This is a genomic window from Mesorhizobium sp. M00.F.Ca.ET.216.01.1.1 (assembly GCF_004010325.2).
Classification (GTDB): Bacteria; Pseudomonadota; Alphaproteobacteria; order Rhizobiales; family Rhizobiaceae; genus Mesorhizobium.
In genome coordinates this window covers 16,754-42,815 of sequence record NZ_SADR02000025.1, presented here as the reverse complement: position 1 = coordinate 42,815, position 26,062 = coordinate 16,754, and the positions used below count along the sequence as shown (strand labels likewise).

The window sequence follows — 26,062 nt, the reverse complement described above, 5'->3', positions numbered from 1 at the left end:
ACCACTTCATCCTTGCCATAGTGCGACCGATCGGCACGAGGAAACCGCTTCATGTTTTACGCTATCCTGGCCTACCACGTCGAACAGACGGTCCAGTCCTGGACGCCGCAGGAGGATGCGGCGCTGATGGGCGAATTGCACAAGGTCCATGACCGGTTGACCCGCGAGGGAGCGCTCGGGCCGGCAGCCAGGCTCGGCCCGACCGCTGGCGCCGTCACGCTGCGCGGTCCGGGAGACGGCATGATCACCGATGGTCCCTTTGCCGAGACCAAGGAACAGCTGCTGGGCTTCTATGTCCTCGACTGCGCCACGCGCGATGAGGCCATAGCTGCAGCGCGCGACCTGCGGCGCGCCAACCCCACTGCTGTCTACGAGATTCGCCCCATCCTGCTCTATCTTCCCGGCGCGCCGCTTCCCGTCACCGAAGGGCCGGTCGAAGGCGCCTAACCGCTTCCGGCAGCGCATCGCAACCGGCGGCTGAGCCGGACGAGGGGATCGCTGCCTGGCAGCCGCCGGTCAGAGTAAGGCAGCCCCGCCTATGATCTCTTTGCCAATGCGGATCGTTTCGCGCACCAGAAGCTCCAGATCGTCACGCAGGGTCCGGTGATTGGTGATCGCCACCCTGAGGCAGTGCTGGCCGTGCACTGTCGTGTCGGAAATGGCTGCGATGCCCTCTTCCTGCAGCCTCAGCATGATCTCGGTGTTGAAGACTTTCAGCCGCTCGGCCGACAGCCCCTTGGCGCGATGGCGGAAGCAGACGATGTTGACGGTGGTCTGCGCCATCAGTTCGAGTGCCGGTTCGGCCGCGATCAGGGAGGCCAGATATCTGGCTTGAGCGATGTTCTGGTCGATCAGCCGGCCGAACTTGTCGATGCCATGCTCCTTCAATGCCATCCAGACCTTGAGCGCGCGGAAGCCCCGTGTCGTCTGCAAGCCGTAATCGTGCAGCCACTGGCCGGACGCGAGGCCGCGAGGCGTCGATTCCAGATATTCCGGCGTCACCGCGAAGGTGCCGCGATGCGCCGATGCGTCCCGGACCAGCGCACAGCCGGCCTCGAACGGCGCGTGCAGCCATTTGTGCGGATCGAGCGCGATCGAATCGGCGCGTTCGATGCCGGCGACCAGAGATGCATTCTCAGGTGCGATTGCGATCAGCGCGCCAATGCAACCATCGACATGGAACCAGAGGTCTTCCTCCGCCGCCAGTTTGGCGAGCGCCTGCAGATCGTCGATCGCTCCGGTGTTCACGGTGCCTGCCGTGCCGATCACGCAGGCCGGCCGGAAGCCAGCCTTGCGATCCTCGGCGATCGCTACCCGCAACGCCCCGATGTCGATCCGCATTCCGGCATCCGTCGCAATGCGGCGCAGCGCCCGGTTGCCGAGGCCGAGCGCTTCCATCGCCTTGCGGTGGCAGGAGTGAAGCTGGTCCGAGCCATAGAAACGCAGCGGCTTCTCGATTGCCGCGACGCCGTGCTCGCGCACGTCGATGCCTGCCTTGGCGTTGCGGGCCACGGTCAGCCCGATGATGTTGGCCATCGAGCCGCCGCTGACCAGCGTGCCGCTGGCCGAAGCGGGAAAGCCCATCATCTCTTTGCACCAGTTGACCACCTGGCCGTCCATCAGCCCGGCGGCATGGTTGCCGCCGCCAAGGTTCGAGCCCTGGACTGCCGCCAGGAAATCGCCGAGCGCGCCGGTGAAGTTGCTCGACCCCATGTACCAAGACCAGAAGCGCGGATGGATGTTGCCCATCGGATAGGACATCACCGTCCGGGCGACCTCGCCATAGACGTCGGTAAGCCGTGCCGGCGAGCGCGGCAGCGGTGCGGCGAAGAAGTCTTTCACCGCTGCCGGCATGTCCTGCCATACCGGGCGGTCGCGGACATCGCGTAGATAGCCTACCGCATCGTCGACGATCCGGTGCGACAGGGCCTGGACATCGGCCCAGTCGAGCGGATCGAGCGTCTCTTCGGCCACCATGCCAGCAGCCTCATGCACGGCGTCCATACCAGTCTCCTGCTCTGTCAGGCAGCGAATTGACACCCGGGCGTCGAAAGTGAAAGGGCGGTCTCCTCCGCATCCATCTCCGCTTCGATGCCGTCGAACAGCGGCGTCGTCATGTAGCGTTCGCCGGTATCGGGAAGCATGCACAGGATCACCGAGCCGGGCGAAGCCTTTTCCGCGATCTGGCGTGCCACGGCGAAAGTGGCTCCGCCGGAGATGCCGGTGAAAATGCCTTCCTTCTGCGCCAGCGCCCTTGCCCATTTGATGCCTTCGGGTCCGGCAATCGGTATCACCTGGTCATAGAGGCTGGCGTCGATCGCTTCCTGCAACACGTCCGGAATGAAATCCGGGGTCCAGCCCTGGATCGGATGCGGCTCGAAGGCTGGATGGCTGGCGGCCGGCGCGCCGTCAGCGCCGCGCTCTTGTGCCTTGCCGCTGCCGATGAGCTGCGCATTGGCCGGTTCAGCGAGCACGATCCGGATCTCGGGCAGTTCCCGGCGCAGCACGCGTCCGACACCTGTGACGGTGCCGCCGGTCCCATAGCCGGTGACGAAGCAGTCAAGTCGCGATCCGGCAAAGTCATTGACGATCTCGCGCCCCGTCGTCGCCTCGTGAATGGCGGCATTCGCCTCCGTCTCGAACTGGCGGGCAAGGAACCAGCCATTGGCTTCGGCCAGTTCGACCGCCTTCATGTACATGCCGAAGCCCTTCTGGGCGCGCGGCGTCAGCACCACCTTGGCACCCAGCATGCGCATCAGCTTGCGCCGTTCGATGGAAAAGCTGTCGGCCATCGTCACCACCAGCGGATAGCCCTTCTGCGCGCAGACCATGGCCAGCCCGATGCCGGTATTGCCGCTGGTTGCCTCGACGACGGTCTGGCCCGGCTTCAGCGTGCCGCTGCGCTCGCCCGCCTCGATGATGTTGAGCGCCAGCCGGTCCTTCACCGAGGCAGCCGGGTTGAAGAACTCGGCCTTGACATAGATCGTCGCATGGGAGGGGCCGAGATTGTTGATCCGGATCACCGGCGTGTCGCCGACTGTATCGAGAATGCTGTCGAACAGCCGGCCGCGACCGGCCGTGGTTCTGATTTTCTGCTGATGCAACATGTCTGGTCTCCTCGGGTCACGAGCCGGTTACAAACCAGCGGCTTGGGCGGCGAGGTTTCGAGACCTTGCCGCACTACAATTCCCTGACTTGCCGGCAATGCGGCAATGGCAGCATCCGGCGCGGAAATTCGCAGCCTGATGCACCTTGTCACATTCGGTGATAAAGCAGAGGCCGACTGGCCAGCGTGGGAGCAAGCGTGGAAACGCACGTCGAATCCGCCCGATCGAGCCTGGACGGTGTGACAGCCGGGCTTTGCGTGCGCCTGCTCGGGCCGCTGACGATTGCCCGCGATGGTGTTTCGCTGCTGCTGCCGGCATCGCGCAAGCTGCGCGCGCTCTTCGCCTATCTGGCGCTCGCGCCGCATGCTGTCGGACGCAGCCGCCTCTGCGAGCTTCTCTGGGATGTGCCGAATGATCCGAGGGGCGAGCTTCGCTGGTGCCTCAGCAAGCTTCGCGGCATTCTGGACGAGCCGTATCGCCGCAGGATCGAGACCTCAGGCGACACGATCGCGTTTGATCTGAGTGACGTTTCCATCGATGCTACCGAGATCGCTTCGGCTGCGACGGAGGGGATCGAGCCGCTCGCTCCCGAGCGGTTGCGGGCACTGTCCAAGATGTTCGTCGGCGACTTCCTCGATGGACTGGAGATCGACCGTAGCCCGCATTTCAACAGCTGGTTGATCGCGCAACGCCGCCGTTTCAGGGCATGCCACACCGCCATATTGGAGCACCTCGTCAACAATCTCCCGGCGGAGTCCGACGAGGTGTCTCCATATCTCGAAAAATGGTTGGAACTTGCTCCGTTCGACGGGCGCGCGCATGTGGCTCTTCTGACAAGACTGGCACAGCGCGGCCAGATCGGCGCGTGCGAGGAACATCTTGCGGCGGCGACCCAGCTCTTTCAGTCGGAAGACCTGGATTTCGGACCCGTTCGCGAGGCATGGCGGGCGATCCGGGGCCAGCAAGATGCGGTGCTATGCGCCCGGCCGGCCGTTCCGCTTGTGGCACGCCAAGCACCAATCGTGCTTGCCGATCCCGATGCCACTACCTCGAGAAAGGCCTCGCTTGCCGTGATGCCGTTTGTCGAGGACGCCGGCGGCGTTCGCGGTGGGCTGGCCGACGGCCTCACCCATGACATCATCACCCGTCTTGCCAAGCTGAGGGATTTCTTCGTCATTGCCCGTGGGTCAGTCTTTGCCCTGGCGGAAAAGAACATCGCGCCGGAGGATGCCGGCCGGCGACTGAACGTAGATTATGTCGCCATCGGGACCGTGCGCAATCTGCCCGGCCGCGTCATCGTCACGGTCGAGCTCGTCGAGGTGCGTACGGCCAGAATCGTGTGGACCGAGACATTCGAACGCAAGCCCGACGACATCTTTGTCGTCCTCGACGATATCGGCAACAGCATCGTCTCGTCGATTTCGGCCGAGATCGCGACGGTCGAGCGCAACCGTGCCATGCTCAAGGCGCCAAATTCGCTGAATGCCTGGGAGGCTTACCATCGCGGCCTCTGGCACATGTATCGCTTCACCCGCACGGAAAACGAACTGGCCCAGCAGTTCTTCGGCATGGCCCTGAAGCAGGATCCGACCTTTGCTCGCGCCTATGCCGGCCTCTCCTTCACTCATTGGCAGAATGCTTTTCAGCGCTGGGGCGATCGCGAACAGGAAAGCGCTCTTGCCTTCGAAAGCGCCGGCCAGAGCCTCCTGGTCGACGACCACAATCCGGCTGCGCACTGGGCCATGGGCCGGGCGCTGTGGCTGCGCGGCGAGCAGGACGGGTCCCTCCTCGAGCTGGAAAGAGCCGTGGACCTAAGCCCGAATTTCGCGCTCGGCCATTACGCGCTTTCCTTCGTGCATTCCCAGTCAGGCGACCCAAAGTCCGCGATCGGATCATCCGACCATTCGCGCCATCTGAGCCCGTTCGATCCGTTGCTGTTCGGCATGCTCGGCGCCCGCGCCATGTCCCTTGCCCGGCTCGGCCAGTTCGACGAGGCCTCCGAATGGGCCCTGAAAGCGGCGGCCCGCCCCAACGCCCATCTCGTCATCCTGGCGATAGCCGCCCATTGCCTGGCGCTGGCGGGGCGGCTTGACGAGGCGAAAACCTTTGCCGCCGCCATCCGCAAGACGCTGCCGCATTACTGCGCCGATGATTTCATCGGCACCTTCCGGTTCGAACCGGAAGCCCAAGCCCTGTTCAGGCAAGGCGCCAAACGCATCGGGCTGAGCTGAACTCCATATTCGGAAACAGCCTCTGGGCGCAGGTCCTAACGCATGATCGGGCCGCCGGCCTTTTTCCACGCATCGATGCCGCCTTCGATGTGGCCGGCCGACGCAACCCCTGCATCCTGTGCCGCCTGAACCGCCATGGCTGAGCGTTCGCCGAAGGCGCAATAAAACAGCAGTTGCTTGCTGGTCGACCTGGCGAGCTCATGCAGCATGCCGCCCGCAGCGATGTTCTCCTGCAACCGCGTATAGGGTAGATGTATCGCCCCCGGGATGATACCGTGCCGTTCTCGCTCAGAGTGCTCGCGCAGGTCGATCAGCGCGACATCGGGCTTGCCGACGAGAGCAAGCGCCTCCACGGCAGTGACTGCCCATCCGCGCCGCGCGATCTCTTCCTGATGCAGGCCGACCTTCATGTTCGCCGGCACGGCGACATCCATCATTTTCGGGTTGGCAAGCTTCAGATTGTTCATGATCTCGACGTATTCTTCCATCGACTTCACTTGCAGGCGCGGGTTGAAGGCCTTTTCCTCGCCGATGGTCGAGACAGTCTCGCCCTTGTAGTCATGCGCCGGATAGATCAGCGTCTCATTGGGAAGCTTGAGCAGGCGGCCGAAGATCGACTCGTATTGCTGCCGCGGATCGCCATTCTGGAAGTCGGTGCGGCCGGTACCGCGGATCAGTAGTGTATCACCGGTGAATACCCGGTCCAGCAAGATGAAGCTGTAGGAATCGTCGGTGTGGCCGGGTGTGTAGATCACGTCGAGCGCCAGCCCCTCGATGGCCAGCTTGTCGCCATCGGAAAGCCGCATCGAGACCACGTCCGCCTTGGTCTGCTCACCCATCACCGTGACGCACTGGGTCTTGTCGCGCAGTGCGCCGAGGCCGGTGATGTGGTCGGCGTGCAGGTGCGTGTCCACCGCCTTGACCAGCCTGAGATCGAGCTCGCGCACGAGCTGGAGATAGCGGTCGACCTTCTCCAGCACCGGATCGATGATCAGGGCCTCGCCACCCTTGCGGCTGGCAAGCAGATAGGAATAGGTGCCTGAAACCTGGTCGAAGAGCTGACGGAAGATCATCTCGTCACCCTGCCCTGTGCGCAGCTATCCGCGCGGCTACAGGTCAATCCTACCGCATCGGCCTGAAAATCGGTATCGATTTCAGAAGGCATGATGCCTAGATTCAATAGTGTTAGAGAGTATTTGTGCGTCCAATTGGATGCACGACCTGACCGCCCTTCTTAAAGGCAGCGGCTACCGCCGCAACACGGCTGACAGCACGTCCCTTATCCCGATCGCGCCGACGAACCGCGACTGGTCGTCGAACAACGCCACGGGTGCTGTCTGCGAGCGGTGCATGGCCAGCATCACGGTCTTCAGCGAGGTGCCGGGATTGGCCCAGAACACCTGCGCCGTCTCCTCGGGCTGGGCTTCGACATCGGCGCAGGACACCCAGACTGCCGGCTTGCCGTCGCGCTCCGCCGCCGCCACCAGCCCGTGCTCGTCGATCTTGAAGCGCGTCGTCTTGCGCCGGTCGAGCCACACCCAGCCATCTTCGCCATGTTCGAGGTCGCGGCGGTCGCGCATGACGTTCCACGCGGTCAGCACCGAGAGCGGGTTCACATTGGCGATGAAGTCGCGGACATAGTCGTTGGCGGGTCGCAGCACGATGTCTTCCGGTGCGCCGGTCTGCACGATGCGCCCACCTTCCATGATCGTGATGTGGGTGCCGATCTTCAGCGCCTCCTCGAGGTCGTGGCTGACGAAAATGATGGTCTTCTTCAGCTTCGCCTGAAGCTGCAGCAGCTCGTCCTGCAGCTTGGTCCGGATCAGCGGATCGAGCGCCGAGAACGGCTCGTCCATCAACAGGATCGGCGCCTCTGTGGCAAAGGCGCGCGCCAGCCCGACCCGTTGCTGCATGCCGCCGGAGAGCTCATGCGCGTATTTCTTCGACCACTGGTCGAGGTGGACGAGTTCCAGCTGCTTCCTGACGCGCTCTTTGCGCTCGGCTTCCGGCGTGCCGGCGAGCTCGAGGCCGAGGCCGACATTCTCCTCCACAGTGCGCCACGGCAGCAGGCCGAACTGCTGGAACACCATGGCGACCTGTTTCTGCCGCAGCCTTCTCAGCGTCGCCTCATCGCAGGTGACGACATCGACCGTGCCGTCGCCGTCCTTGACCAGGACCTGGCCGCGGGAAACGACATTCAGCCGGTTGACGGCCCTGAGCAGCGTCGATTTGCCGGAGCCGGACAGGCCCATCAGCACCGAGATCTCGCCTTCATGCACGGTCAGGCTGGCGCCGGCGCAGCCCAGCACATTGCCGGTCTTTTCGAGGATCTCAGCGCGGGTCGCGCCTGCATCGACCATCGCCAGCGCGCCAGCCTGGTCCTGGCCGAACATGATGTCGACATTCCTGAAATCAACCGCGATGGTCATTTCTTGCCTCCAACGCCAATACGCGTCATCCGGTCGAGCACGATGGCGAGCACGACGATTGCCAGGCCGGCCTCAAGCCCGAGGTCGATCCTGCGCGAACCAAGCGCCCGGTTGATTTCGGTGCCGAGACCGCCGGCGCCGATGAGGGCTGCGAACACCACCATCGACAGCGAAAGCATGATCGACTGGGTCAAGCCCGCCATGATGGTGGGCAGCGCCGAAGGCAGTTCGACCTTCCAGAGAAGCTGTCTTTTGGTTGCGCCGAACGCTTCGCCTGCCTCGACGATCGATTTCGGCACCGAAGTGACGCCGAGATGCGTAAGACGAACCGGAGTCGGGATGACGAAGATGATGGTGACGATGAGACCGGGTGCGTTGCCAAGGCCGAACAAGGTCAGCACCGGGATCAGGTAGACGAAGGTCGGCAGCGTCTGCATCAGGTCGAGCACCGGCAGCATGAAGCGGTAGACTTTCGGCTTGTGCGCGGCCCAGATGCCGAGCGGCACACCAATGGCCATCGAGGCGGCGGCGGCGGCAACCACCAGCACCAGCGTCTCCACCGTCTGCTTCCAGAGGTTCTGGTTGAGGATGAACAGCAATCCGAGGAAGACCGCGACGGCGAGCGCCTTCGAGCGTTGCAGGAAATAGGCGAGCAGCGCGACCACCGCGATGACGAGGACCGGCGGCACCAGCAGAAGTCCGTCGACCAGCCCGTCGAGTAGGAAATTGAGGCCGTTGGAGAAGGCCCTGAAGACGGTGTCGAAATTATCCGTCAGAAAGCCGAAGAAGGCTTTCCCCCAAGCCCCTATCGGAATCTTGTAGCCGATCAGGAATTTCGAAATCGGATCCATCGCACCCCTCTTCCGCCGGCGTCGCCCCGCTCAACAGCGCCGTGACGTCGCAAAATCATCTTGTCACAGGATATGAAAAAGGGCAGCCCTTTCTGAGATGGCTGCCCTTGCTACAGCGCCGCGCGTCCTCTTGGACGCGCGAAGGATGCTGCAGCACCTTGATTTTGCGCATGACCCCGAAAATCGATTCCGATTTTCGGGGTCATGTGCGGGTCCGGTCATGCCGAACGCAAGTCGGCTCAGCTTCCGAGCGCGGTCTTGACCGCCGCAGCCGCGTCACCGCCGTCGAAGGTGGTCACGCCTGCGATCCAGGGAGTGACCGCGTCGGGATGCTTCTTCAGCCAGTCGGTCGCGACCGTGTTGGCGTCGCCGCCCTTGAGGATCGCGTCCATCATCTCGCCTTCCATGTCCAGGTTGAACTTCAAATTGGCGATGAACTTGCCGACATTCGGGCACTCGGCCATGTAGCCCTTGCGGACATTGGTATGCACGGTGGCGGCGCCGAAGCCGCTGTCGCCCATGCCCTCGAGATAGGTGATCTTCATGGCGCCCATCACCGGATGCGGCGTCCAGCCGAGGAAGGCGATCCACTCATTGTTCTTCATCGACTGCTCGGCCTGCGTCAGCATGCCGGCCTCCGAGGATTCGACCAGTTCGAAACCTTCGAGATTGTCCGCCGGGTTCTTGATCATGTCGAGGATGATGCGGTTGCCGTCATTGCCAGCCTCGATGCCGTAGATCTTGCCGTCGAACTTGTCCTTGAACTTGCCAAGGTCGGTCAGCGTCTTGACGCCGGCGTCCGCGACATAGTTTGGCACAACGATGCCGTAGCCAGCACCACCGAGGTTTTCACTGACGGTCTCGACCGAGCCGTCAGCCGTGTAGTCCTTGATATCGTTGGTCATCGACGGCATCCAGTTGCCGAGGAAGACGTCGAGGTCCTTGTTCTTCAGCGACGCATAAGTCACCGGCACCGAAAGCTGGATCACCTGCGGCTCGTAGCCGAGCGCGGTAAGCAGCACCGAAGCAAGCCCGGTCGTCGCCTGGATGTCGGTCCAGCCGACATCGGAAAGTCGCACCGTCTTGCAGCTTTCCGGATCGCCGGCAAAGGCTGCACTGGTGGACAGGAAAGCCGCCAGGCCGAGGCCTGCGACGAAGGAATTCATGCGCGACATAAATGTTCTCCCATTTCAATTCTTTGGCGAAGCGAAGTTACGGTTTTTGTTACCGCCTTGTTTCGTCAGCCAAACACCATTCTGGTGCGGTTTCAAGCACTAAGGCAATCACGATCAACGGCGCGGGCTGGCCGATCAGCGACACGTTTGCCGCTTTTTTGGTGGAATGAGCTGGCGCCCCCTCCCCGCGCCGGGACAAGTCGGCTTAAAAGGGCAGCATGGCCAAGCTTTATTTCCATTATGCGACGATGAATGCCGGCAAGACGACGATGCTGCTGCAGGCGTCCTACAATTATCGCGAGCGCGGCATGACGACGATGCTGTTCGTCGCCGGCCACTATCGCAAGGGCGACACCGGGCTGATCTCGTCGCGCATCGGGCTGGAGACCCAGGCCGAGATTTTCCGCGACGGCGACGATCTGTTTGCCCGTGTGGCAGAGCATCACGATCACACGACCGTCCATTGCGTCTTCGTCGACGAGGCGCAGTTCCTCGAAGAGGAGCAGGTGTGGCAGCTTGCCCGTATCGCCGACCGGCTGGACATCCCGGTCATGTGCTACGGCCTGCGCACCGATTTCCAGGGCAAGCTGTTTTCCGGCTCGCGCGCGCTTTTGGCCATTGCCGACGACCTGCGCGAAGTGCGCACCATCTGCCGCTGCGGCCGCAAGGCGACGATGGTCGTGCGCCTCGGTCCGGACGGCAAGGTGGCGAGGCAGGGCGAGCAGGTGGCGATCGGCAAGGATGTCTATGTCTCGCTGTGCCGCCGCCACTGGGAAGAGGAAATAGGCCGCGCAGCGCCCGACGATTTCATCGGCTTCACCAAGGCCTGAAAAGGCACCAGCCAGAGCCAGCCGGGAGTCCGCCATGCTTCGAGCCGTTTCGTCCGCCGGTGTCTTTTTCCTTGCCGGCATCCTTGCCGCGCATGCCGGCGGCGACGCCGCGCTCGGCAAGAAGGTCTTCAATAGATGCATCGCCTGCCACGAGGCGGCGAGCGACCGCGACAAGATCGGCCCGCATCTGCTGGGTGTCGTCGGCCGCACCGCCGGCACGGCTGAAAGCTTCCTCGGCAGCTATTCGCAGGTGATGAAGGACGCCGGCGCTGCCGGCCTTGTCTGGGACGAAGCGAATCTTGCGCAATATCTGAGCGCGCCCAAGCTGACGGTCCCCGGCAACAAGATGGGCTTCACCGGGCTGACCAACGACGCCGACATTGCCAACGTCATCGCTTATCTGAAAGCCGACCCAAAGCCCTGAGCCGCATCCCCAGGCTGGAAGAGTGCATACGATTGTCGCGCCGGCTGCCAAAAGTCCAACCGCAATTGAAGTGCAGCACGCCGGCCCGGTAGTCACGCCAAGACCACGGCTCCATTGCCTTTCAAGAGCAGAACGAAACCTTTTGTTTTCGTGCCGTCCCACATCTGCCGTCTTTCAATCCCCTGAGGCCCCACATATATTCGCCGCTGTTCGCAACCAGCGACGTGATGCCGAAGCGGGAGGTCCCTATGGCGACACTGCAGAATTTCGATGCCGAAATTGCCAAGACCAAGCAGGTCGTGCAGGACATGCGCACCAAGATCGAGCAGTCCGGCACCGTGCTCGACACCCTCGCCAAGGCCGACAAGAAGATCGGCGACGCCAATTTCGACATCGAGAATGCCCGCATCGAGGATGTGCTGAAGCAGCAGAAGGTGATGGAAGGCAACATCGCCGACCTCATTATCGGGCTGGAGGACGCGACCAACGTCTTCGGCGCCGAATTCGAGAGCATGAAGAACTACACCGGCTGGGAAAATTTCATCGGCGTGTTCTCGTTGCAGCGCAAGCAGCGCATGCGCACCGACCGCGTGCGCAACATGTCGCTGGCCGGCAATCTGCAGGAGCTTCTGGCCAAGTCCGACACCATCGTCGGCATCCTCAAGGCCCAGAAGCAGGTTCTCGATCAGCGCTACAAGACTTCCGAGACCAGCCTGTCGCAAGTGATCGAGCGCCGCAAGACCACCATGTCCAACCTCGAAGCGGTGCAGAAGCGCATCGAAGAGCTCAATCCGATGCTGCTCGACATCGAGAACAAGATCGCTGCCTCGACCAGCCAGAAGGAGCGTACGCAGCTCGAGGGCGAGCGCTCGAAACTGGCCACCGAGTACAACGAGAAGCAGGCCAAGGAGCAGGAACTGCTGGCTGAGAGCCAGACGCTGGAACGCTACACCTCGATGTTTCAGACCTTCGTCGATTCGCTCAACAACCAGATCGCAGCGCAGTCGACGCTGATCAACAAGCTGAGCATCGATACCGAGCAGCGCATCGTGCTCTACAAGGCACTGGAAGACTCGCTGAAGACCGCGGCCCAGCAGGATGTCGCCCACAAAATCAACACGCTGGGCAGCCAGGTCGACAACACCGCCGAAGAGACCATGGCCGGCATCGGCGCCGCCTCGCAGAAGCACATTGGCGACCTTCTGGAAATGCACGAGAAGAACATGGTGGCCACCGCCGATATCCAGCGCCGCAAGAAGCTGGCCGACGATGCTTTCGCCCGCCGCTTCGACGAGGTGATGAAGAAGCACAATTCGGCTAATTACGTGCAGTCGTAATTGCCGTACTGTTCCTTGAGGCTCGCTGCATGACCCCTGAAAACGAAGCGGCGGCACGCTATTTCTCGGCGATCACGGCCGCACTTAGCGGTCTCGAAGTGTTCATGCGCGACGATCGCTCGCCGCTCTACCGGCACGGCATCGTTGCCAAGATCGTCGCCGAATACATTGCGCGGCTGGACAAGTCATTTTCCTGCTGGCGCAACCGCCTCGGCTTCATGGAGACGTTCCGCATCTCGCGCGCCGAAAGCGGCTTTCCAGTCTTCCAGAACCTGCTTGAACTGGAAAACGACCGCCGCCAGGCCGACAGCCGCCTCGCCAACATCCCGCAGGCCGGTGAGTTGCGCGAGGAGATGGCCGACTTCATCCTGCGCCACAAGGAGTTTCCGGAGGCGCTGCAGAAGTCGATGGCCGAGCGGCTCTACCTGGAAGACGTCAGGAGCGAGACGACTTTCGGTCCGTTCACGCTGGCGCAGACGGCAAAGGTCTCAGTCAACCCGAAGACGTTGCGGCCTTATTATCTGGTCCATTGGGCCTGCTTCGACGGCAGCGCCAACCTGCCGCTGGTCTATATCGTGACGGTGGAGGATTCCTCCGAAGACATGATCCGGCAGCTCGTCGACAGCGGCGGCAAGCTCAACGAAACGGTCGACATTCCGCTGCCTGTCGACGGCTTGCTCAATCCCGAGCTCGCACATCGCTTCGACGATTTCACCGAAAAGAACTCCGCCTACGCGCTGTCGCCGGCGACCATCGCGGTGAATCTCGACAAGGATTTCGAGCCGCTGCATCCCAAGCAGCTGCGCCGCGTCGTGCTCGGCCCCTTCTATTCGGCAGGGATCACCGACAACAATTCGACGGTAACGGAAGTGCTGGACAAGGTGCGCAAGCCGGAAAACGCCTGGCTGCTGACCTGGACCATCCAGGAAATCTATTCGAAGGCCGAGAAGCCCGGCCGCAAAGGGTTGTTTTCCAGCGAGAAGTCGACGCAGGAATTCTTCATCAACACCGACGATTTGGAAGCCGCGCGCCAGGGCGTTTCGAGCTACGAGAACCACGCACTGATCCCGCACGAGGCCTATCAGGCGCTCTACGCCGCCGGCGAGGCACAGAAAATTTTTTCGGGCTACAAGGTCCACATCCTGTCCAAAGGGCAGGTCATCAGCGACGTCTGACCGTCAAACCGCGGAGCATCCTTCATGGACACCGGCCTGACCACGATCTCGGAAGCCGCAATCGAAAAGCACCGCGCCACCGCGCAGAGCTTCATCACCCGCATCGTCGTGCTGGAAGACCCTTCGCGCGAATCCGGCACCGCGCTCGCTGGCACCAACCGCCGCTTCGTCTCGACCGTATCGGTCGGCTCGGTGCGGCGCACGCGCGAGGTCGAGCTTTCCAAGACCGTCGCCGCCGTCCATCCCGACGACCAGTTGCTGACCATCCCGCAGCACACGCTTCTGTTCCGCGCCCGGCGCGGGCTGGCGATTGCGCTGGCCATATCAGATGTCTTCGCCGAAGGTTCCGACCTGGAAAGCCTGCAGGCCAAGAACACCCGCGCGCCGCTCGAAGGCGACGAGGCCGCCACCTTCAAGAAGCTGCTGTCCGCCTCGGCCTATATTTCCGCCTTCAGCCTCGCCTCCTACCTGTTCCAGCTGATCGACAGCGACGGCGAGGCGCCGAACGACACGCCGGTGCCGGATTTCCTGTTCGACACGCCACAGGATGCGGTGAAGTCGATCGTCGCCGGCCTCGACAAGGCGATATCAGGTTCGGCGGACGATGCTGACCTGATGACCCGCGCCCGCGCCTTCGCCCGCATCGCCATCGACGGGCTTTTGGCGCGAAAGGGCCGCTTCGACGGCATCGGTCCGTTCGAGAACGCGCATATCCGCATCGACGTCGACGACTTCACTCTCGACGGCTTCGATGTCGCCCCCGGCAAGCGCTCGAAGCCGCTGGTGATGACGTTCAAGAAGCCGGAAGAGGTCGTCGGCAACCACATCGCCAAATACCAGTCGGTGAAGCTGGCCAAGATGCTGATGGCCTACGATTTCGAGCGCGAGCTGAACCCCTTCGTCGAGCTCGGCGGCTTCCTGTTCACCTTCATCGGCGACGGCGCGCCCGGCACCGGCAAGACGACGCTGATCCAGATGATCGCTGGCCTCGTCAGCAATTACTGCCAGGTCGCCGGCTACCCCTTTGCCTATGAGAATTTCGGCGTCGACCAGATTTCGTCCTATCAGGGCAAGTCCGGCCAGAACTGCCGCCAATTCATCAACAATGTGCTCAACCCGCGCGTCATCGGCTTCGGCACCATCGACGACATCGACCAGGTGGCGGCGCGCCGCTCCGACGACCGTGCGTCGGCCGGCCAGCAGGAGATCACCGGCGTCCTGATGGACGCCTTCGCCGGTGCCACCACCGTGGTGCGCGGCAACTGCTGTTTCGGCATGTTCTCCAACTATCCCGAAAACGTCGATGACGCGCTGCGCCAGCGCGCCGGCGCCCGCTGGATGGTCGACGGGCCGCAGACCCGCGACGACTATATCGACATCTTTGTCCTGCTGGCCGGCAAGAACCACAAGATCCCGCTCGGTGACCACAAGCTCTATGCCGCCCAAGAAATCCAGCGCGCCGTGATGGAAGCCTATGAGGAGCACGAGAAGCCGCAGGAAGACGGGCTGATGCGGGTCTACGAGCGCTACATGAAGGAGAATGGCGCACCGAAATCGATGGCCGACATCGGCACCTACCTGCATATGATCAAGGACGCCGAGCCGCGCTTCACCGGCCGCGCCATCAAGAACGTCACCGACGCGATTAAGATGCGCGCCATGGATATCGAACTGCCCGACGAATGGTTCGAGAAGCCGGATGCCTTCATGCACAAGAGCTACGACGACAAGAAGGCGATGATCGAGGAACTGCGCGGACCGTTCTCGATGGACATGGTCATGCAGGAGATCAACCGCTACGCCGACTCGGAGTTCCGCTATTCCGACAAGTCCGACGATGCGGCGGTGATGACGATGATCCGCGACACCCGTCTGCGTGACCGCGCGGTGCGCGAAATCGAGGAGATGAAGAAGAAGGGGCTGTGGAATGCGTGAAGTTCTTCCTCATCCCCGAATGCCTCTCTGGCCATGGACAGGCTCCAACCGCAATGCCGAACGACGTGACTCAAACGCTGACGCCCCCCTCTCCCCGTTCTTCACGGGGAGAGGGTAAGGGTGAGGGGCAGCGCATGCGTGGACCGGAAATCGAAACAACGAGGCGAGCAAGGCGCTTACGTCAATCGGACAACGATGCCGAAACGGCACTCTGGATGGAATTGCGCGACCGCAGGCTGAACGGCCACAAATTCGTACGGCAATTTCCAAAAGGTTCCTATTTTGCCGACTTCGCCTGCCGAGAGTGCCAGCTTGTTGTCGAAGTTGAAGGGAGCCAGCATGCCGACAGCAATTATGACCGGGTCCGGGATCGCTTCATCTTCTCGCATGGTTGGTCGATCCTGCGTTTTTGGAATGTGGACGTGTTGAAGGATCGAGAAGCAGTGCTTGAAACGATATTGGCCGCGCTCGGAGGCCGCCTCGAACGCCATATCGAAACGCACGATCTTCGGTTTATTGCCGCCAAAGGCTATGGGGAGACATGTCCTTGACCGTCCGCGTTGCCCCTCACCCTCCCCCTCTCCCCGTGAAGAACGGGGAGAGGGGGGCGTCAGCGTTTGCGCCACATCCTTCTCTGGATAGCCCATTGGAGCAGCATAGATGACCCCCGCCCGGAAACCCGATCTGCTGCGCGAGAACGAGCTGATCTACGGCCGGCTGCTGACTATCGAAGAGCCGCATCTTATCCAGCGCTACAACAAGGCGATGGCCGCCTTCGGCCTGAAGCCGACCAAGCTGAAAAGCTTCGACATCGACCGCACCGGCTTTTCGCCTGAGGTGGCCGACGAGTGTGGCGATTACGCCTATCTCGATCCCAACGAGGTCAACCGCCGCTTCATCATCCTGACGCCGTCGCAGATCGACCTTCCGGTGGTCCACACCGCCTTTTCCAATACCTCGCAACTGATGTTCGAGTTCATGTCGAAGAACCAGCGCGCCATCGACGCGCTGACCATTAAGGATGTCATCTACGGCGAGATCGAGGATTCAGTACCCAAGGTCAACGACATCGAGGACCTGCTGTCGATCAACCAGGTCGAGTTCAAGGTGCTGTCGGCGGAGGACGTACTCGGCAAGGCCGCCGAACTCGGCAAGCTCGTCGACCGGCTGAAGCAGGAACCCGACGCCTGGCGCGACAATGCCATGCTCCAGCGCATGGTGGAGCTGGCCAAGATCTGCGGCGACATCCGCGAGAACGCGCTGGTGCCGGACCAGGTGATCTTCCGCCACAGTGCCTATTGGACCAGCCATTTCGGCGGGCTCTATGTGTTCGTCGACCCGGACATGACGACGGTGATCAGCGATCCGGCGGCACCCGGTTTCCGCCGCTCGCGGCCGTGGCAGGTGAGCTATCTGTCGATCCTCGACGCCGACAAGGTGTTCAAGTTCCTCGCCGCCACCGGCCGCATCGAACTGCCGCGCGCCTCCTGGATTGAAACCTCGGGCTATCTCGAGCATCGCGCCGAAATGGTGGTGCGGGCGCTGATCCGCGACGCCGAACCCGACCGCAATCTGACCGATGTCGACAAGGTCTGGCTGCAGACCTGGATCCACGGCCATGCCGACCTGATCACCACCGACGGCAACTTCCCCTTCCTCAACGCCGCCAAGCGCGAGATCGCCCTGCTCGGCCATCTCAAGATCGAGGACGTGTTGCCGCAGCAGCGTTTCCTGGTCATCCGGGCCAAGCCCGATCATCCCGATGCCTGGCTGACCAACCAGCTGATCTCGGATTTCGTGCCGCAGGACTTCGTTTCGCGCTACGTCTTCAACAAGCCGGGCTTCTACAAGGACTATGACGGCTTCAGCGACGCCTGGCGATCGCATGTTGTGGACGTTCTGAAAACCACATATTTGAAAGACAAGGTGGCGTTTCGCACACGCCTCTACGGCCTGACTGACTGAGGGGGTGCATCGCCATGCTTGATCCGATCGTGAATTTCTTCACCCGGATTTTCCAGTGGATCGGGCGCGGCATTGGCCTCGTCATCGGCGCCATCCTGTGGCCGTTCGTGTGGGCCGGGCGCTGGTACACGCAGCGCGGCTGGATCCTGAAGGCGGTGCTCGGCCTCGCTGTCCTCGTGCTGATCGGCCTCTACGCCAATTTCTTTTACGCCACCCAGTGGTGGAACAATTTCGACCCGAGCTACGTCGACAAATATACTTTCGAGAAACGCAACACGTCCGCCGGCGAGCAGGTCTCCGCTGGCGCCGGCACCGACACCGCCAAGACCTGTGGAAACTCAGGCATAGCCCAGGTGGCGGCAGACCTGACCGACTTCAACGTCAATCAGAATGCCTGGGTCTCGTCGATGATCCTCTACAAGCTCGGCCTGTTCGGCATCGACTGGGACCACACGCCGTTCATGGACAACAAGGCCTCGTTCCAGCGCGGCATCAACCAGGCGGTGCGGCGCACAGCGACCGAGTTGGCCGACAATCTCGGCCGTGTGCGCACCACCTCGCAAATCGATGCCGACCTGCAGGATGCCCGCGGCAACCTGCAGTTCGATGAGGAAACCTGGTACTTCGGCTTGAACCCGTTCGGTCCGAAGACGCCGACGCCGAGTTATTATCGCGACGCCGTGCGCAAGCTGCGTTCCTTCAACGCCCGGCTGGCCGCCTGCCAGGCGACATTCGACGCCCGCGCCGACAATCTGAAGCAGTATATCGACCGCATCTCATCCGATATCGGCTCGACCTCGGCCATCCTCAAGGAGCGCGCCGAAAATCACAACAATGGCTGGTTCGACACCCGAGCCGACGACCGCTTCTGGTTCGCCTATGGCCAGCTCTATGCCTATTACGGGCTGATGAAGGGCGCGCAGGCCGATTTCGACGACGTGATCAAGGAAAAGCACCTGCAGAATCTGTGGGACACCATGGACTCGCAGTTCGTCTCGGCGCTGCGCATCCAGCCCTTCATCATCGCCAATGGCCGCGAGGACGGCTGGCTGTTGCCGACGCACCTGACTACGATGGGTTTCTACATCCTGCGCGTGCGTTCGAACATGGTCGAGATCAGCAACGTGCTGACGCAGTAGTTCGGGCCTGCGCACCACGATATCAAATCGGGCTCTCGGCGGAACCTGATCGTCTCGTCGTTGTTGAATGGCTGGGCGACAGCCGGCGAGGACACGAGATGGATATCCGGGACTTTGCGCAAAATTTCTACGCCATGATCGACACGCAGGAATGGGACAAGCTTGCCGATCTGGTTTCCCCGGATCTCGCCGTTCATTTAGGCAGCGCCGGCCCGATCGGCTTCGATGACTGGCGCAAATCCCTCATCGAATTCTTTGTCGGATTCCCGGACGGACATCACCTTATCGACGACTATGTCATTGATGCCGACAGGGTGGCCACGCGCTGCCGTTTTCAGGGGACGCACACCGGCATCTTCCATGGCGTCGAGCCGAGCGGAAACCGCGTCTCGGTTGGCGTGATCCACATCGATCGGCTTGAGAACGGCGTCGCGGTCGAGCACTTCGGCCAACTCGACGCCTTGGGGCTGCTGCGTCAGATCCGCGTCTATTAGCTGCTCATACTCGAAAACCCAAAACCGGACCAACAGCTCGAAGCGCCGGCCGGTGCTCGAACCCTGTCGCTTTTCGCGTATTGCGCGGCTGTTTTGAGACGGCGGAACAGCGCCTGCTCTGGCTTCTATACTGCGCGACAACCGGGCGCAAAGACCCGAGACACGTCGACCGGGAAACAGAGATATCTTTCTTCTTAGGAAACTTAGTTGCATGCGAGTTGACGCCACGGCAGCGACAGGGTTAGAACATGCCCTCGCCTGCAGTGCCGGGGCGTCTTGAATGCATGCGACCACATTGATCAAACCCGTCCCCTCCACCGTCCAATCCAGAGGAAAGCCGTCATGGCCGAAGTGAAGTCCGACATCGAGATCGCGCGCGCCGCCAGGAAGAAGCAGATCCAGGAGATCGGCCAGAAGATCGGCATTCCGAGCGAACACCTTTTGCCTTACGGCCACGACAAGGCCAAGATCTCAGCCGAGTTCATCAAGTCGGTGAAGGATAACAGGGACGGCAAGCTGATCCTCGTCACCGCCATCAACCCGACGCCGGCCGGCGAAGGCAAGACGACGACGACAGTGGGTCTCGGCGACGGCCTCAACCGCATCGGCAAGAAGGCGATCGTCTGCATCCGTGAAGCCTCGCTCGGCCCGAACTTCGGCGTCAAGGGCGGTGCCGCCGGCGGCGGCTATGCCCAGGTCGTGCCGATGGAGGACATGAACCTTCACTTCACCGGCGATTTCCATGCCATCACCACCGCGCACAATCTGCTTTCGGCGCTGATCGACAACCACATCTACTGGGGCAACGAGCTCGGCATCGACATCCGCCGCGTTGTCTGGCGCCGCGTCATGGACATGAACGACCGCGCGTTGCGCGAAATCATCTGTTCGCTCGGCGGCGTCGCCAACGGCTTTCCGCGCGAAGCGGGTTTCGACATCACCGTCGCCTCGGAAGTCATGGCGATCTTGTGCCTCGCCACCGACCTGAAGGACCTGGAAAAGCGCCTCGGCGACATCATCGTCGCTTATCGCCGCGACAAGTCGCCGGTCTATGCCCGCGACCTCAAGGCAGACGGCGCCATGGCCGTGCTGCTGAAGGACGCCATGCAACCCAACCTCGTGCAGACGCTGGAGAACAACCCGGCCTTCGTCCATGGCGGCCCGTTCGCCAACATCGCGCATGGCTGCAACTCGGTCGTCGCCACAACGACGGCACTGAAGCTCGCCGACTATGTCGTCACCGAAGCCGGTTTCGGCGCCGATCTCGGCGCCGAAAAATTCTTCGACATCAAGTGCCGCAAGGCCGGCCTGAAGCCGGCGGCAGCCGTTATCGTCGCCACCGTGCGCGCCATGAAGATGAATGGCGGCGTCAAGAAGGAAGACCTCGGCAAGGAGAATATCGAGGCGGTGAAAAAGGGCTGCGCCAACCTCGGCCGCCACATCGAGAACATCAGGCAGTTCGGCGTGCCGGCTGTAGTCGCCATCAACCACTTCTATTCCGACAGCGACGCGGAAATCCGGGCTATGAAGGATTATGTCGCCTCGATGGGCGAGGAGGCGATCCTCTGCAAGCACTGGGCTCAGGGATCGGCCGGCATCGAGGAACTTGCCAACAAGGTGGTGGCGCTGGCCGAATCCGGCGCGTCGCAGTTTGCACCGCTCTATCCCGACGCCATGCCGCTGTTCGAGAAGATCAACACCATCGTCCAGCGCATCTATCGCGGTTCCGAAGCGATTGCCGACAAGTCGGTACGCGACCAGCTGCACGCCTGGGAGCACGCCGGCTACGGCAACCTGCCGGTCTGCATGGCCAAGACGCAATATTCCTTCTCGACCGACCCGAACCTGCGTGGCGCACCGACCGGCCACACCGTGCCGGTGCGCGAGGTCAGGCTATCTGCCGGCGCCGGCTTCGTCGTCATCATTTGCGGCGAGGTCATGACCATGCCCGGCCTGCCCAAGACGCCGTCATCGGAAAAGATCTTCCTCAACGAGATCGGCCAGATCGAAGGCTTGTTCTGAGAGCTTCGACGATCCAAAATGCAAAGGGCGCCGCATCGCTGCGACGCCCTTTTTTGTTACGATACCGGTCCCCTTACGCGGCGTTCCGCGCCAGTGCCCGCTGGTTGGACGCAAAGATCGTATCGCGTTCGGGCAGTGCGCCGGTCTTCAGGCAGTCGATCCATTCGGTGGTTTTGAGGACGGCAGCGAAGCGCGACTGCAGAATGACCGTCACCACGCGATGGATGTCCTCGGCCGAAGCATAGCCGGCACTGTTGGCATAGGGCACCGAGCCGGTGGCGTCGGACAGGAACTCGACCGCAAAGCCCATATGGACGGCGTGGATGACGGTCGACAGGTCGCAATTATGGGTCATGTAACCGACGACGGTGATCGTATCGATCGCATTGGCGCGCAGCCAATCCTCGAGATCGGTGCCCGTGAAGGCGCTCGGCAGCGTCTTCTCGATATAATGATCGCGGCTTCGCCTGGCGATCTCGGGATGCAATTCGGCGCCGGGGCTGCCCTTGGCGAAGATCGGCGCCGTCTCTGGCGCCATCTGCTTAATGACCACCACCTTGACGCCGGCCTGAGCGGCTGCGTCCATGGCCTGTGCCACGTTGACGACGCTGTCGCGGAATGGCGGGTGCTGGATGGCAAGGTTGCCGCCGTCATAGTCATTTTGGACATCGACGACGACGAGGGCACGGCGTGGCGCTTTGGCTTCCGACATGGAGTTTCCTTTCCCGTTTTGGCTTTGATTGGTCGAGGATAGGCATGCCATCGGATTGCAAAAGTGTCCCGATTGACATTATTCGAAAGAATTGGGACAATTTGATACTAATCCCTGTTGGTGCTCCTCATGGCCAATCCGATCGTTGCCGCCATCGCCTTCGATGGCATCAGTCCGTTCCATCTTTCGGTGCCTTGCCTGGTGTTCGGCGACGATCGCACGGCGCTTGGTCTGCCGCGCTTCGATTTCCGGGTCTGCGCGATCGAGAACGGACCAATCCGCACCGATGCCGGGCTGACCATAACCGTCCCTCACGGGCTCTCAGCACTCGATGACGCCGACATCGTAATCGTCCCAAGCTGGAGGAACCTCGAGGACCCGCCTCCTGCGGCGCTGACCGAGGCGCTGCGCCGCGCCCATCGGCGCGGCGCGCTGATCGTTGGTCTGTGCCTCGGCACCTTCGCCATTGCCGCGACCGGACTGCTGTCGGGACGGCGGGCGACGACACACTGGGCCTATACCGAGCAGTTGCAGGCGCTTTATCCCGACATAATCGTCGACGCAGACGTGCTTTACGTCGACGACGGCGATGTCGTGACGTCGGCCGGCGTCGCTGCCGGGCTCGACTGCTGCCTTCATGTCGTGCGCGCCCGCTATGGCGCGGAAGCAGCGCTGCGGCTGGCCCGGCAAATCGTCCTTTCGCCGCACCGCCAGGGCGGGCAGGCACAATTCATCGAGCGTCCCCTGGCAAAGAGCGAGAACACGGACCGGTTTGCGCAGGCTCTCGACACGGTTGTGAGAACGCTGGGCGACGCACACAGCCTGGACAGCGTCGCCGGCGCCGCCGGCCTCACCCGCCGCACATTCACGCGCCGCTTTCAGAAATCGATCGGCACCAGTTTCGGCGACTGGCTGACCGAGCAGCGCGTCCAGCTGGCGCAGCGGCTGCTCGAATCGACATCCCAGTCGATGGACGCGATCGCTTTCCAGGCTGGTTTCGGCAGCGCCACCTCGCTTCGCCAGCATTTCGCGGCGCGGCTCAGGACTTCGCCGGCCCAGTACCGGCGCGAATTCTCGAAGAACGTTCAGAACGAGCGCATCGCACACTTCTCTCCGCGCCAATCCGGCTGAAGCAAAGCAGTGCCCCCGGCCGAACGGCAAGGGGGCACCGCATCGTTGCAGCGCCCCTTGTATGGCGGGCCGCGGCCTATCAGACGACATCTTCCGGCGAGGGCGCGCGCTTGCGGCCCGTAATCATCGCACGAATCAGGTTTTCGTGATGGCGCAGACTCGCCAGCAGCACGCCACCGACATGAAGTCCGACAAGCACCAGGATGCCGTTGCCAAGTATCTTGTGCACATCCTCGACCCATGTCACGCCCCAATAGGCGTCGGTGGTCTGCATCCAGCCGGTAAGCGCAATGCCCGCCACGCTGGCCAGCAGCGCCAGCACCATGGCGCCGCCAGCAGGGTTATGGCCGAGATACCTTCGCTCGCGATGACTGGCCACGTCGGTAAGATATCCGGCCACCTCTCGCGGACCGCGCACGAACTGGCGGAAGCGCACGTATCGTGATCCTGCCAGCCCCGCGATCATTCGCGAGGCGATCAACACGCCGGCTGAGTAGCCGGCCAGTTCATGCACCTTCATGATCTCCCCGGAGGACAGCCACGCCACCGCCACGCACAAGACCAGCGACCAGTGAAAGAGGCGGACATAGGGGCTCCAGACCCTGACCGAGGATCCTCGTATCGAAACGGTGGCGTTCATGGCGATCAACCGTCGTCGGAATCAGCGCCCATCGACTCGAGCGTCTTGGGATTGAAGACGGCTTCCAGCTTCTTGCCATTGGCGTCGATCGCCTTGGCCTCGTAGCAGCCATTTTCTGTCTTGATGCCGCGGACTTTCCAGCCCTCGCCTTCGAGTTTCTTCTGCAAGGCCTCGCGCGGCTGCCACTGGTCCGTCGGGACGTTGCATTTGTCGGCGGCGACGGCCGGGCCGGCGACAGCCAGGACCAGCGCGGTCAGGATGATTGTCTTCATGTCGGTTTTCTCCATCGGGTGATTCCGATGCGAAAACCCTGACGCCGAAAGCTGACAGCAGCCTGAACGCGCAAATGCCGCATGCCAGAAGCTTTAAATCCACCACGCATCACCTGGCATTCAGGCTACTGTCAGCCTTGTGCTGCATGGAGCAACAAGCGATCGGGCGCGGAGGCAATGTGCGGGTTCTGTTGATCGAGGACGATCAGGTGCTGGGCGAAGCCGTGCGCGATCACGTCGCCGCCGACGGCCATGCCGTGGACTGGAGTACGACACTCGCGGATGCCCGCGAACACCTCGATGTCGTGTCCTATGAACTCGTACTGCTCGATCTGCACTTGCCAGATGGCAAGGGTCTCGACTTCCTGAAGGCATTCCGTCGTAAAGGCGCCGATATGCCGGTCATCGTCCTGACTGCGCGCGATCAGCTCTCCGACCGGATAGAGGGGCTGAATTCGGGCGCCGACGACTATCTGGTCAAGCCGTTCGATCTCGGCGAACTGTCCGCTCGCCTCGCCGCGGTCGCACGACGCTACTCAGGGAACCCAAACCCGCTGATCCGTCTCGGGCCGATCGAAATCGACCAGGCCAGCCGCCGCGTTGTCGTCGACGGCGCGGAAGCCATGCTGACTTCGCGCGAGTGGGCAGTGCTTGAGCAGTTCCTGCGCCGGCCCGGCATCACGGTCGGCAAGGGACAGATCGAGGACGCACTCTACGCGTTCGGCGCTGAGGTCGAAAGCAATACCGTCGAGGTCTATGTCAGCCGCTTGCGCAGGAAGATCGGGCGCGAGACGATCATGACCGTAAGGGGGCTGGGCTATCGCCTGGCATCCGGATGAGATTGTTCGACAGCCTCGTCGGCCGGCTCGTCGCTTCGCTGATCCTAGTCACGGTCGCGTTCGGACTGATCGCCGCGGCCACCGGAAGCTTCACGCTGCATCGCGAAATTAACGAAGCCATGGACAGTGCGATGCAGGAAGCGGCGCGCCGGCTGCTGCCGCTCGTCATCGACGACCTCTTCGAGCGTGAAACATCGCAGTCTCCGCGCCGGCTGGCGGAAGCCGTTTCGGAGGACGACGGCGGAAGGCTGATCGTCCAGGTGCGCAACGGCGACGGGCGTGTGTTGATGCATTCGTACAACGCTCCCGCCGAGCCGCTCACGGCCAAACTCGTACAGGGATTCTCTGAGGAGGCCGGCAGGCGCATCTACACCGAACCGGCCATCAGCGGCTCGGTTTTCGTCCAGGTCGCCGAGCTCGACGCACGGCGCAACGAGGAGACATTCGAAGCCGCAACCGGATTCCTGGTGCCGATTTCCGTGCTTATGCCACTGAGCGCGATCGTCGCGTGGCTGATCTTGGCGCGTTCGCTCAGGCCAATCGCAACGCTGCGCAGTGAGATCAGCGCCCGCCACGGCGACAACCTTGCTCCCATCCGTACCGAGGAACTCCCCTCCGAACTCGCAGCCATCGCCAAGTCGGTTAATAGCTTGATGCGGCGTCTGCACTTGGCGCTCGACGCCGAAAAGGAATTCACTGCGAACGCCGCGCACGAGTTGCGCACCCCGATCGCCGGCGCGCTGGCGCAGACGGAGCGCATGATCGCCGAGGCGGCGGATGAGGCCGGAAAGAAACGGCCGCGCCAGATCAAGGCGGCCCTGTCCGATCTCGCCAGCCTGTCCGAAAAGCTGATGCAACTCGCGCGCGCCGATGCCGGCATGGCCGCTGCCGGCAAGCCAGCCGATCTCGCTGCAGTCGCGGCACTGGTCGTCGCCGACCTCGAACAGCATGGCGAAAGCCGCGGTCGCCTTCGCCTCAAAGCGCCGGCGAAAAGCACGGTGCAAGCAGCGATCGACACGGACGCGCTGGCCATAGTCCTGCGCAACCTTATCGAAAACGCCTTGCGGCATGGCGCCGAAAGCGGGCAGGTGGTCGTGCGCATCAGCGACGATGCCAGGCTCAGTGTGGTCAACGAAGGCCTCGTGATTCCAGCCCACTCTCTGAACGGCCTGGTCAAGCGCTTCGAACGCGGGGCAACGCGCGCCGATGGATCAGGCCTCGGACTGGCGATCGTTACCCGAATCCTGCAGCAGACCGGAGCGAAGCTTGTCCTGAACTCACCGGCATCCGGCCGGCAGGACGGCTTCGAAGCGGTGGTCCAATTCCCGCCTACGTGACCGTCGACTGCAGATAA

24 protein-coding genes are annotated in these 26,062 nt (G+C 62.4%); 15 read left to right on the top strand and 9 right to left on the bottom strand.

All coding sequences use genetic code 11. The features are described 5' to 3' along the window. Nucleotides 1-51: 51 nt before the first annotated feature. Nucleotides 52-447, top strand: a complete 396-nt coding sequence (locus EN859_RS27145; protein ID WP_127855806.1) for a YciI family protein — start codon at nucleotides 52-54, stop codon at nucleotides 445-447. Between the two features lie 69 nt (nucleotides 448-516). Here EN859_RS27145 and EN859_RS27140 read toward each other — a convergent pair whose 3' ends face one another. Together EN859_RS27140 and cysK are read right to left on the bottom strand one after the other, a co-directional pair. Then, nucleotides 517-2,004 carry an aspartate aminotransferase family protein gene (locus tag EN859_RS27140; protein WP_127855805.1) on the bottom strand — a complete coding sequence of 496 codons (1,488 nt, stop codon included), beginning with the start codon at nucleotides 2,002-2,004 and terminating at the stop codon, nucleotides 517-519. Between the two features lie 17 nt (nucleotides 2,005-2,021). Continuing rightward, nucleotides 2,022-3,107 carry a cysteine synthase A gene (cysK, locus tag EN859_RS27135; RefSeq protein ID WP_127855804.1) on the bottom strand — a complete coding sequence of 362 codons (1,086 nt, stop codon included), beginning with the start codon at nucleotides 3,105-3,107 and terminating at the stop codon, nucleotides 2,022-2,024. 197 nt (nucleotides 3,108-3,304) lie between these two features. On the opposite strand from cysK, the gene EN859_RS27130 reads away from it, so the two are divergent. Then, nucleotides 3,305-5,338, top strand: a complete 2,034-nt coding sequence (locus EN859_RS27130; protein ID WP_245525714.1) for a BTAD domain-containing putative transcriptional regulator — start codon at nucleotides 3,305-3,307, stop codon at nucleotides 5,336-5,338. A 35-nt stretch (nucleotides 5,339-5,373) separates the two neighbouring features. On the opposite strand, the gene EN859_RS27125 is transcribed toward EN859_RS27130, so the two are convergent. The 4 genes from EN859_RS27125 to EN859_RS27110 all read right to left on the bottom strand — a co-directional run bounded on the left by EN859_RS27125 (nucleotide 5,374) and on the right by EN859_RS27110 (nucleotide 9,793). After that, complete coding sequence (locus tag EN859_RS27125; protein ID WP_127855803.1) at nucleotides 5,374-6,411, bottom strand: MBL fold metallo-hydrolase; 1,038 nt, start codon at nucleotides 6,409-6,411, stop codon at nucleotides 5,374-5,376. 174 nt (nucleotides 6,412-6,585) lie between these two features. Further along, a complete protein-coding gene (gene choV / locus EN859_RS27120) occupies nucleotides 6,586-7,767 on the bottom strand; it encodes a choline ABC transporter ATP-binding protein (RefSeq protein WP_127855802.1) in 1,182 nt (393 codons plus the stop codon). Further along, nucleotides 7,764-8,618 (bottom strand): choline ABC transporter permease subunit, encoded by an 855-nt coding sequence (gene choW / locus EN859_RS27115; protein WP_127855801.1) that lies wholly within the window; start codon nucleotides 8,616-8,618, stop codon nucleotides 7,764-7,766. Before choW ends, choV begins: the two co-directional genes overlap by 4 nt. A gap of 239 nt (nucleotides 8,619-8,857) precedes the next feature. Beyond that, nucleotides 8,858-9,793 carry a choline ABC transporter substrate-binding protein gene (locus EN859_RS27110; RefSeq protein ID WP_127855800.1) on the bottom strand — a complete coding sequence of 312 codons (936 nt, stop codon included), beginning with the start codon at nucleotides 9,791-9,793 and terminating at the stop codon, nucleotides 8,858-8,860. 218 nt (nucleotides 9,794-10,011) lie between these two features. On the opposite strand from EN859_RS27110, the gene EN859_RS27105 reads away from it, so the two are divergent. The 10 genes from EN859_RS27105 to EN859_RS27060 all read left to right on the top strand — a co-directional run bounded on the left by EN859_RS27105 (nucleotide 10,012) and on the right by EN859_RS27060 (nucleotide 21,114). After that, nucleotides 10,012-10,623, top strand: a complete 612-nt coding sequence (locus EN859_RS27105) for a thymidine kinase (protein WP_127855799.1) — start codon at nucleotides 10,012-10,014, stop codon at nucleotides 10,621-10,623. 34 nt (nucleotides 10,624-10,657) lie between these two features. Next, nucleotides 10,658-11,047 carry a cytochrome c family protein gene (locus EN859_RS27100; protein ID WP_127855798.1) on the top strand — a complete coding sequence of 130 codons (390 nt, stop codon included), beginning with the start codon at nucleotides 10,658-10,660 and terminating at the stop codon, nucleotides 11,045-11,047. 248 nt (nucleotides 11,048-11,295) lie between these two features. Beyond that, the gene (locus EN859_RS27095) at nucleotides 11,296-12,384 is read left to right on the top strand and encodes a hypothetical protein (RefSeq protein ID WP_127855797.1); all 1,089 of its coding nucleotides are present in this window, start codon (nucleotides 11,296-11,298) and stop codon (nucleotides 12,382-12,384) included. Nucleotides 12,385-12,413: 29 nt separating this feature from the next. Beyond that, nucleotides 12,414-13,559: a hypothetical protein gene (locus EN859_RS27090; protein WP_127855796.1), complete on the top strand. Its 1,146-nt coding sequence runs from the start codon at nucleotides 12,414-12,416 to the stop codon at nucleotides 13,557-13,559. 24 nt (nucleotides 13,560-13,583) lie between these two features. After that, nucleotides 13,584-15,494, top strand: a complete 1,911-nt coding sequence (locus tag EN859_RS27085) for an ATP-binding protein (protein ID WP_127855795.1) — start codon at nucleotides 13,584-13,586, stop codon at nucleotides 15,492-15,494. Between the two features lie 134 nt (nucleotides 15,495-15,628). After that, nucleotides 15,629-16,045: a DUF559 domain-containing protein gene (locus EN859_RS27080; RefSeq protein ID WP_127855869.1), complete on the top strand. Its 417-nt coding sequence runs from the start codon at nucleotides 15,629-15,631 to the stop codon at nucleotides 16,043-16,045. 109 nt (nucleotides 16,046-16,154) lie between these two features. Further along, nucleotides 16,155-17,459, top strand: coding sequence for a DUF6638 family protein (locus tag EN859_RS27075; RefSeq protein WP_127855794.1), 1,305 nt, complete (start codon nucleotides 16,155-16,157; stop codon nucleotides 17,457-17,459). Nucleotides 17,460-17,473: 14 nt separating this feature from the next. Then, nucleotides 17,474-18,598, top strand: a complete 1,125-nt coding sequence (locus EN859_RS27070) for a DUF2333 family protein (RefSeq protein WP_127855793.1) — start codon at nucleotides 17,474-17,476, stop codon at nucleotides 18,596-18,598. A gap of 98 nt (nucleotides 18,599-18,696) precedes the next feature. After that, nucleotides 18,697-19,092: an ester cyclase gene (locus EN859_RS27065; protein ID WP_127855792.1), complete on the top strand. Its 396-nt coding sequence runs from the start codon at nucleotides 18,697-18,699 to the stop codon at nucleotides 19,090-19,092. A 342-nt stretch (nucleotides 19,093-19,434) separates the two neighbouring features. Further along, nucleotides 19,435-21,114 (top strand): formate--tetrahydrofolate ligase, encoded by a 1,680-nt coding sequence (locus tag EN859_RS27060; protein ID WP_127855791.1) that lies wholly within the window; start codon nucleotides 19,435-19,437, stop codon nucleotides 21,112-21,114. Nucleotides 21,115-21,187: 73 nt separating this feature from the next. Here the strand turns inward: EN859_RS27060 and EN859_RS27055 are convergent, their stop codons facing one another. Beyond that, nucleotides 21,188-21,826 (bottom strand): cysteine hydrolase family protein, encoded by a 639-nt coding sequence (locus EN859_RS27055; RefSeq protein ID WP_127855790.1) that lies wholly within the window; start codon nucleotides 21,824-21,826, stop codon nucleotides 21,188-21,190. 129 nt (nucleotides 21,827-21,955) lie between these two features. Here EN859_RS27055 and EN859_RS27050 point away from each other — a divergent pair, with 129 nt between their 5' ends. Beyond that, a complete protein-coding gene (locus tag EN859_RS27050; protein ID WP_127855789.1) occupies nucleotides 21,956-22,957 on the top strand; it encodes a helix-turn-helix domain-containing protein in 1,002 nt (333 codons plus the stop codon). Between the two features lie 79 nt (nucleotides 22,958-23,036). Here the strand turns inward: EN859_RS27050 and EN859_RS27045 are convergent, their stop codons facing one another. After that, complete coding sequence (locus tag EN859_RS27045; protein ID WP_127855788.1) at nucleotides 23,037-23,597, bottom strand: cytochrome b/b6 domain-containing protein; 561 nt, start codon at nucleotides 23,595-23,597, stop codon at nucleotides 23,037-23,039. A 5-nt stretch (nucleotides 23,598-23,602) separates the two neighbouring features. Beyond that, the gene (locus EN859_RS27040) at nucleotides 23,603-23,869 is read right to left on the bottom strand and encodes a PepSY domain-containing protein (protein WP_127855787.1); all 267 of its coding nucleotides are present in this window, start codon (nucleotides 23,867-23,869) and stop codon (nucleotides 23,603-23,605) included. Between the two features lie 179 nt (nucleotides 23,870-24,048). Here EN859_RS27040 and EN859_RS27035 point away from each other — a divergent pair, with 179 nt between their 5' ends. Both EN859_RS27035 and EN859_RS27030 read left to right on the top strand, forming a co-directional pair. Beyond that, nucleotides 24,049-24,708 carry a response regulator transcription factor gene (locus EN859_RS27035; RefSeq protein ID WP_127855786.1) on the top strand — a complete coding sequence of 220 codons (660 nt, stop codon included), beginning with the start codon at nucleotides 24,049-24,051 and terminating at the stop codon, nucleotides 24,706-24,708. After that, on the top strand, nucleotides 24,705-26,045 hold the full coding sequence (locus EN859_RS27030; RefSeq protein WP_127855785.1) for an ATP-binding protein: 1,341 nt from the start codon (nucleotides 24,705-24,707) through the stop codon (nucleotides 26,043-26,045). Before EN859_RS27035 ends, EN859_RS27030 begins: the two co-directional genes overlap by 4 nt. Nucleotides 26,046-26,062: the final 17 nt, after the last annotated feature.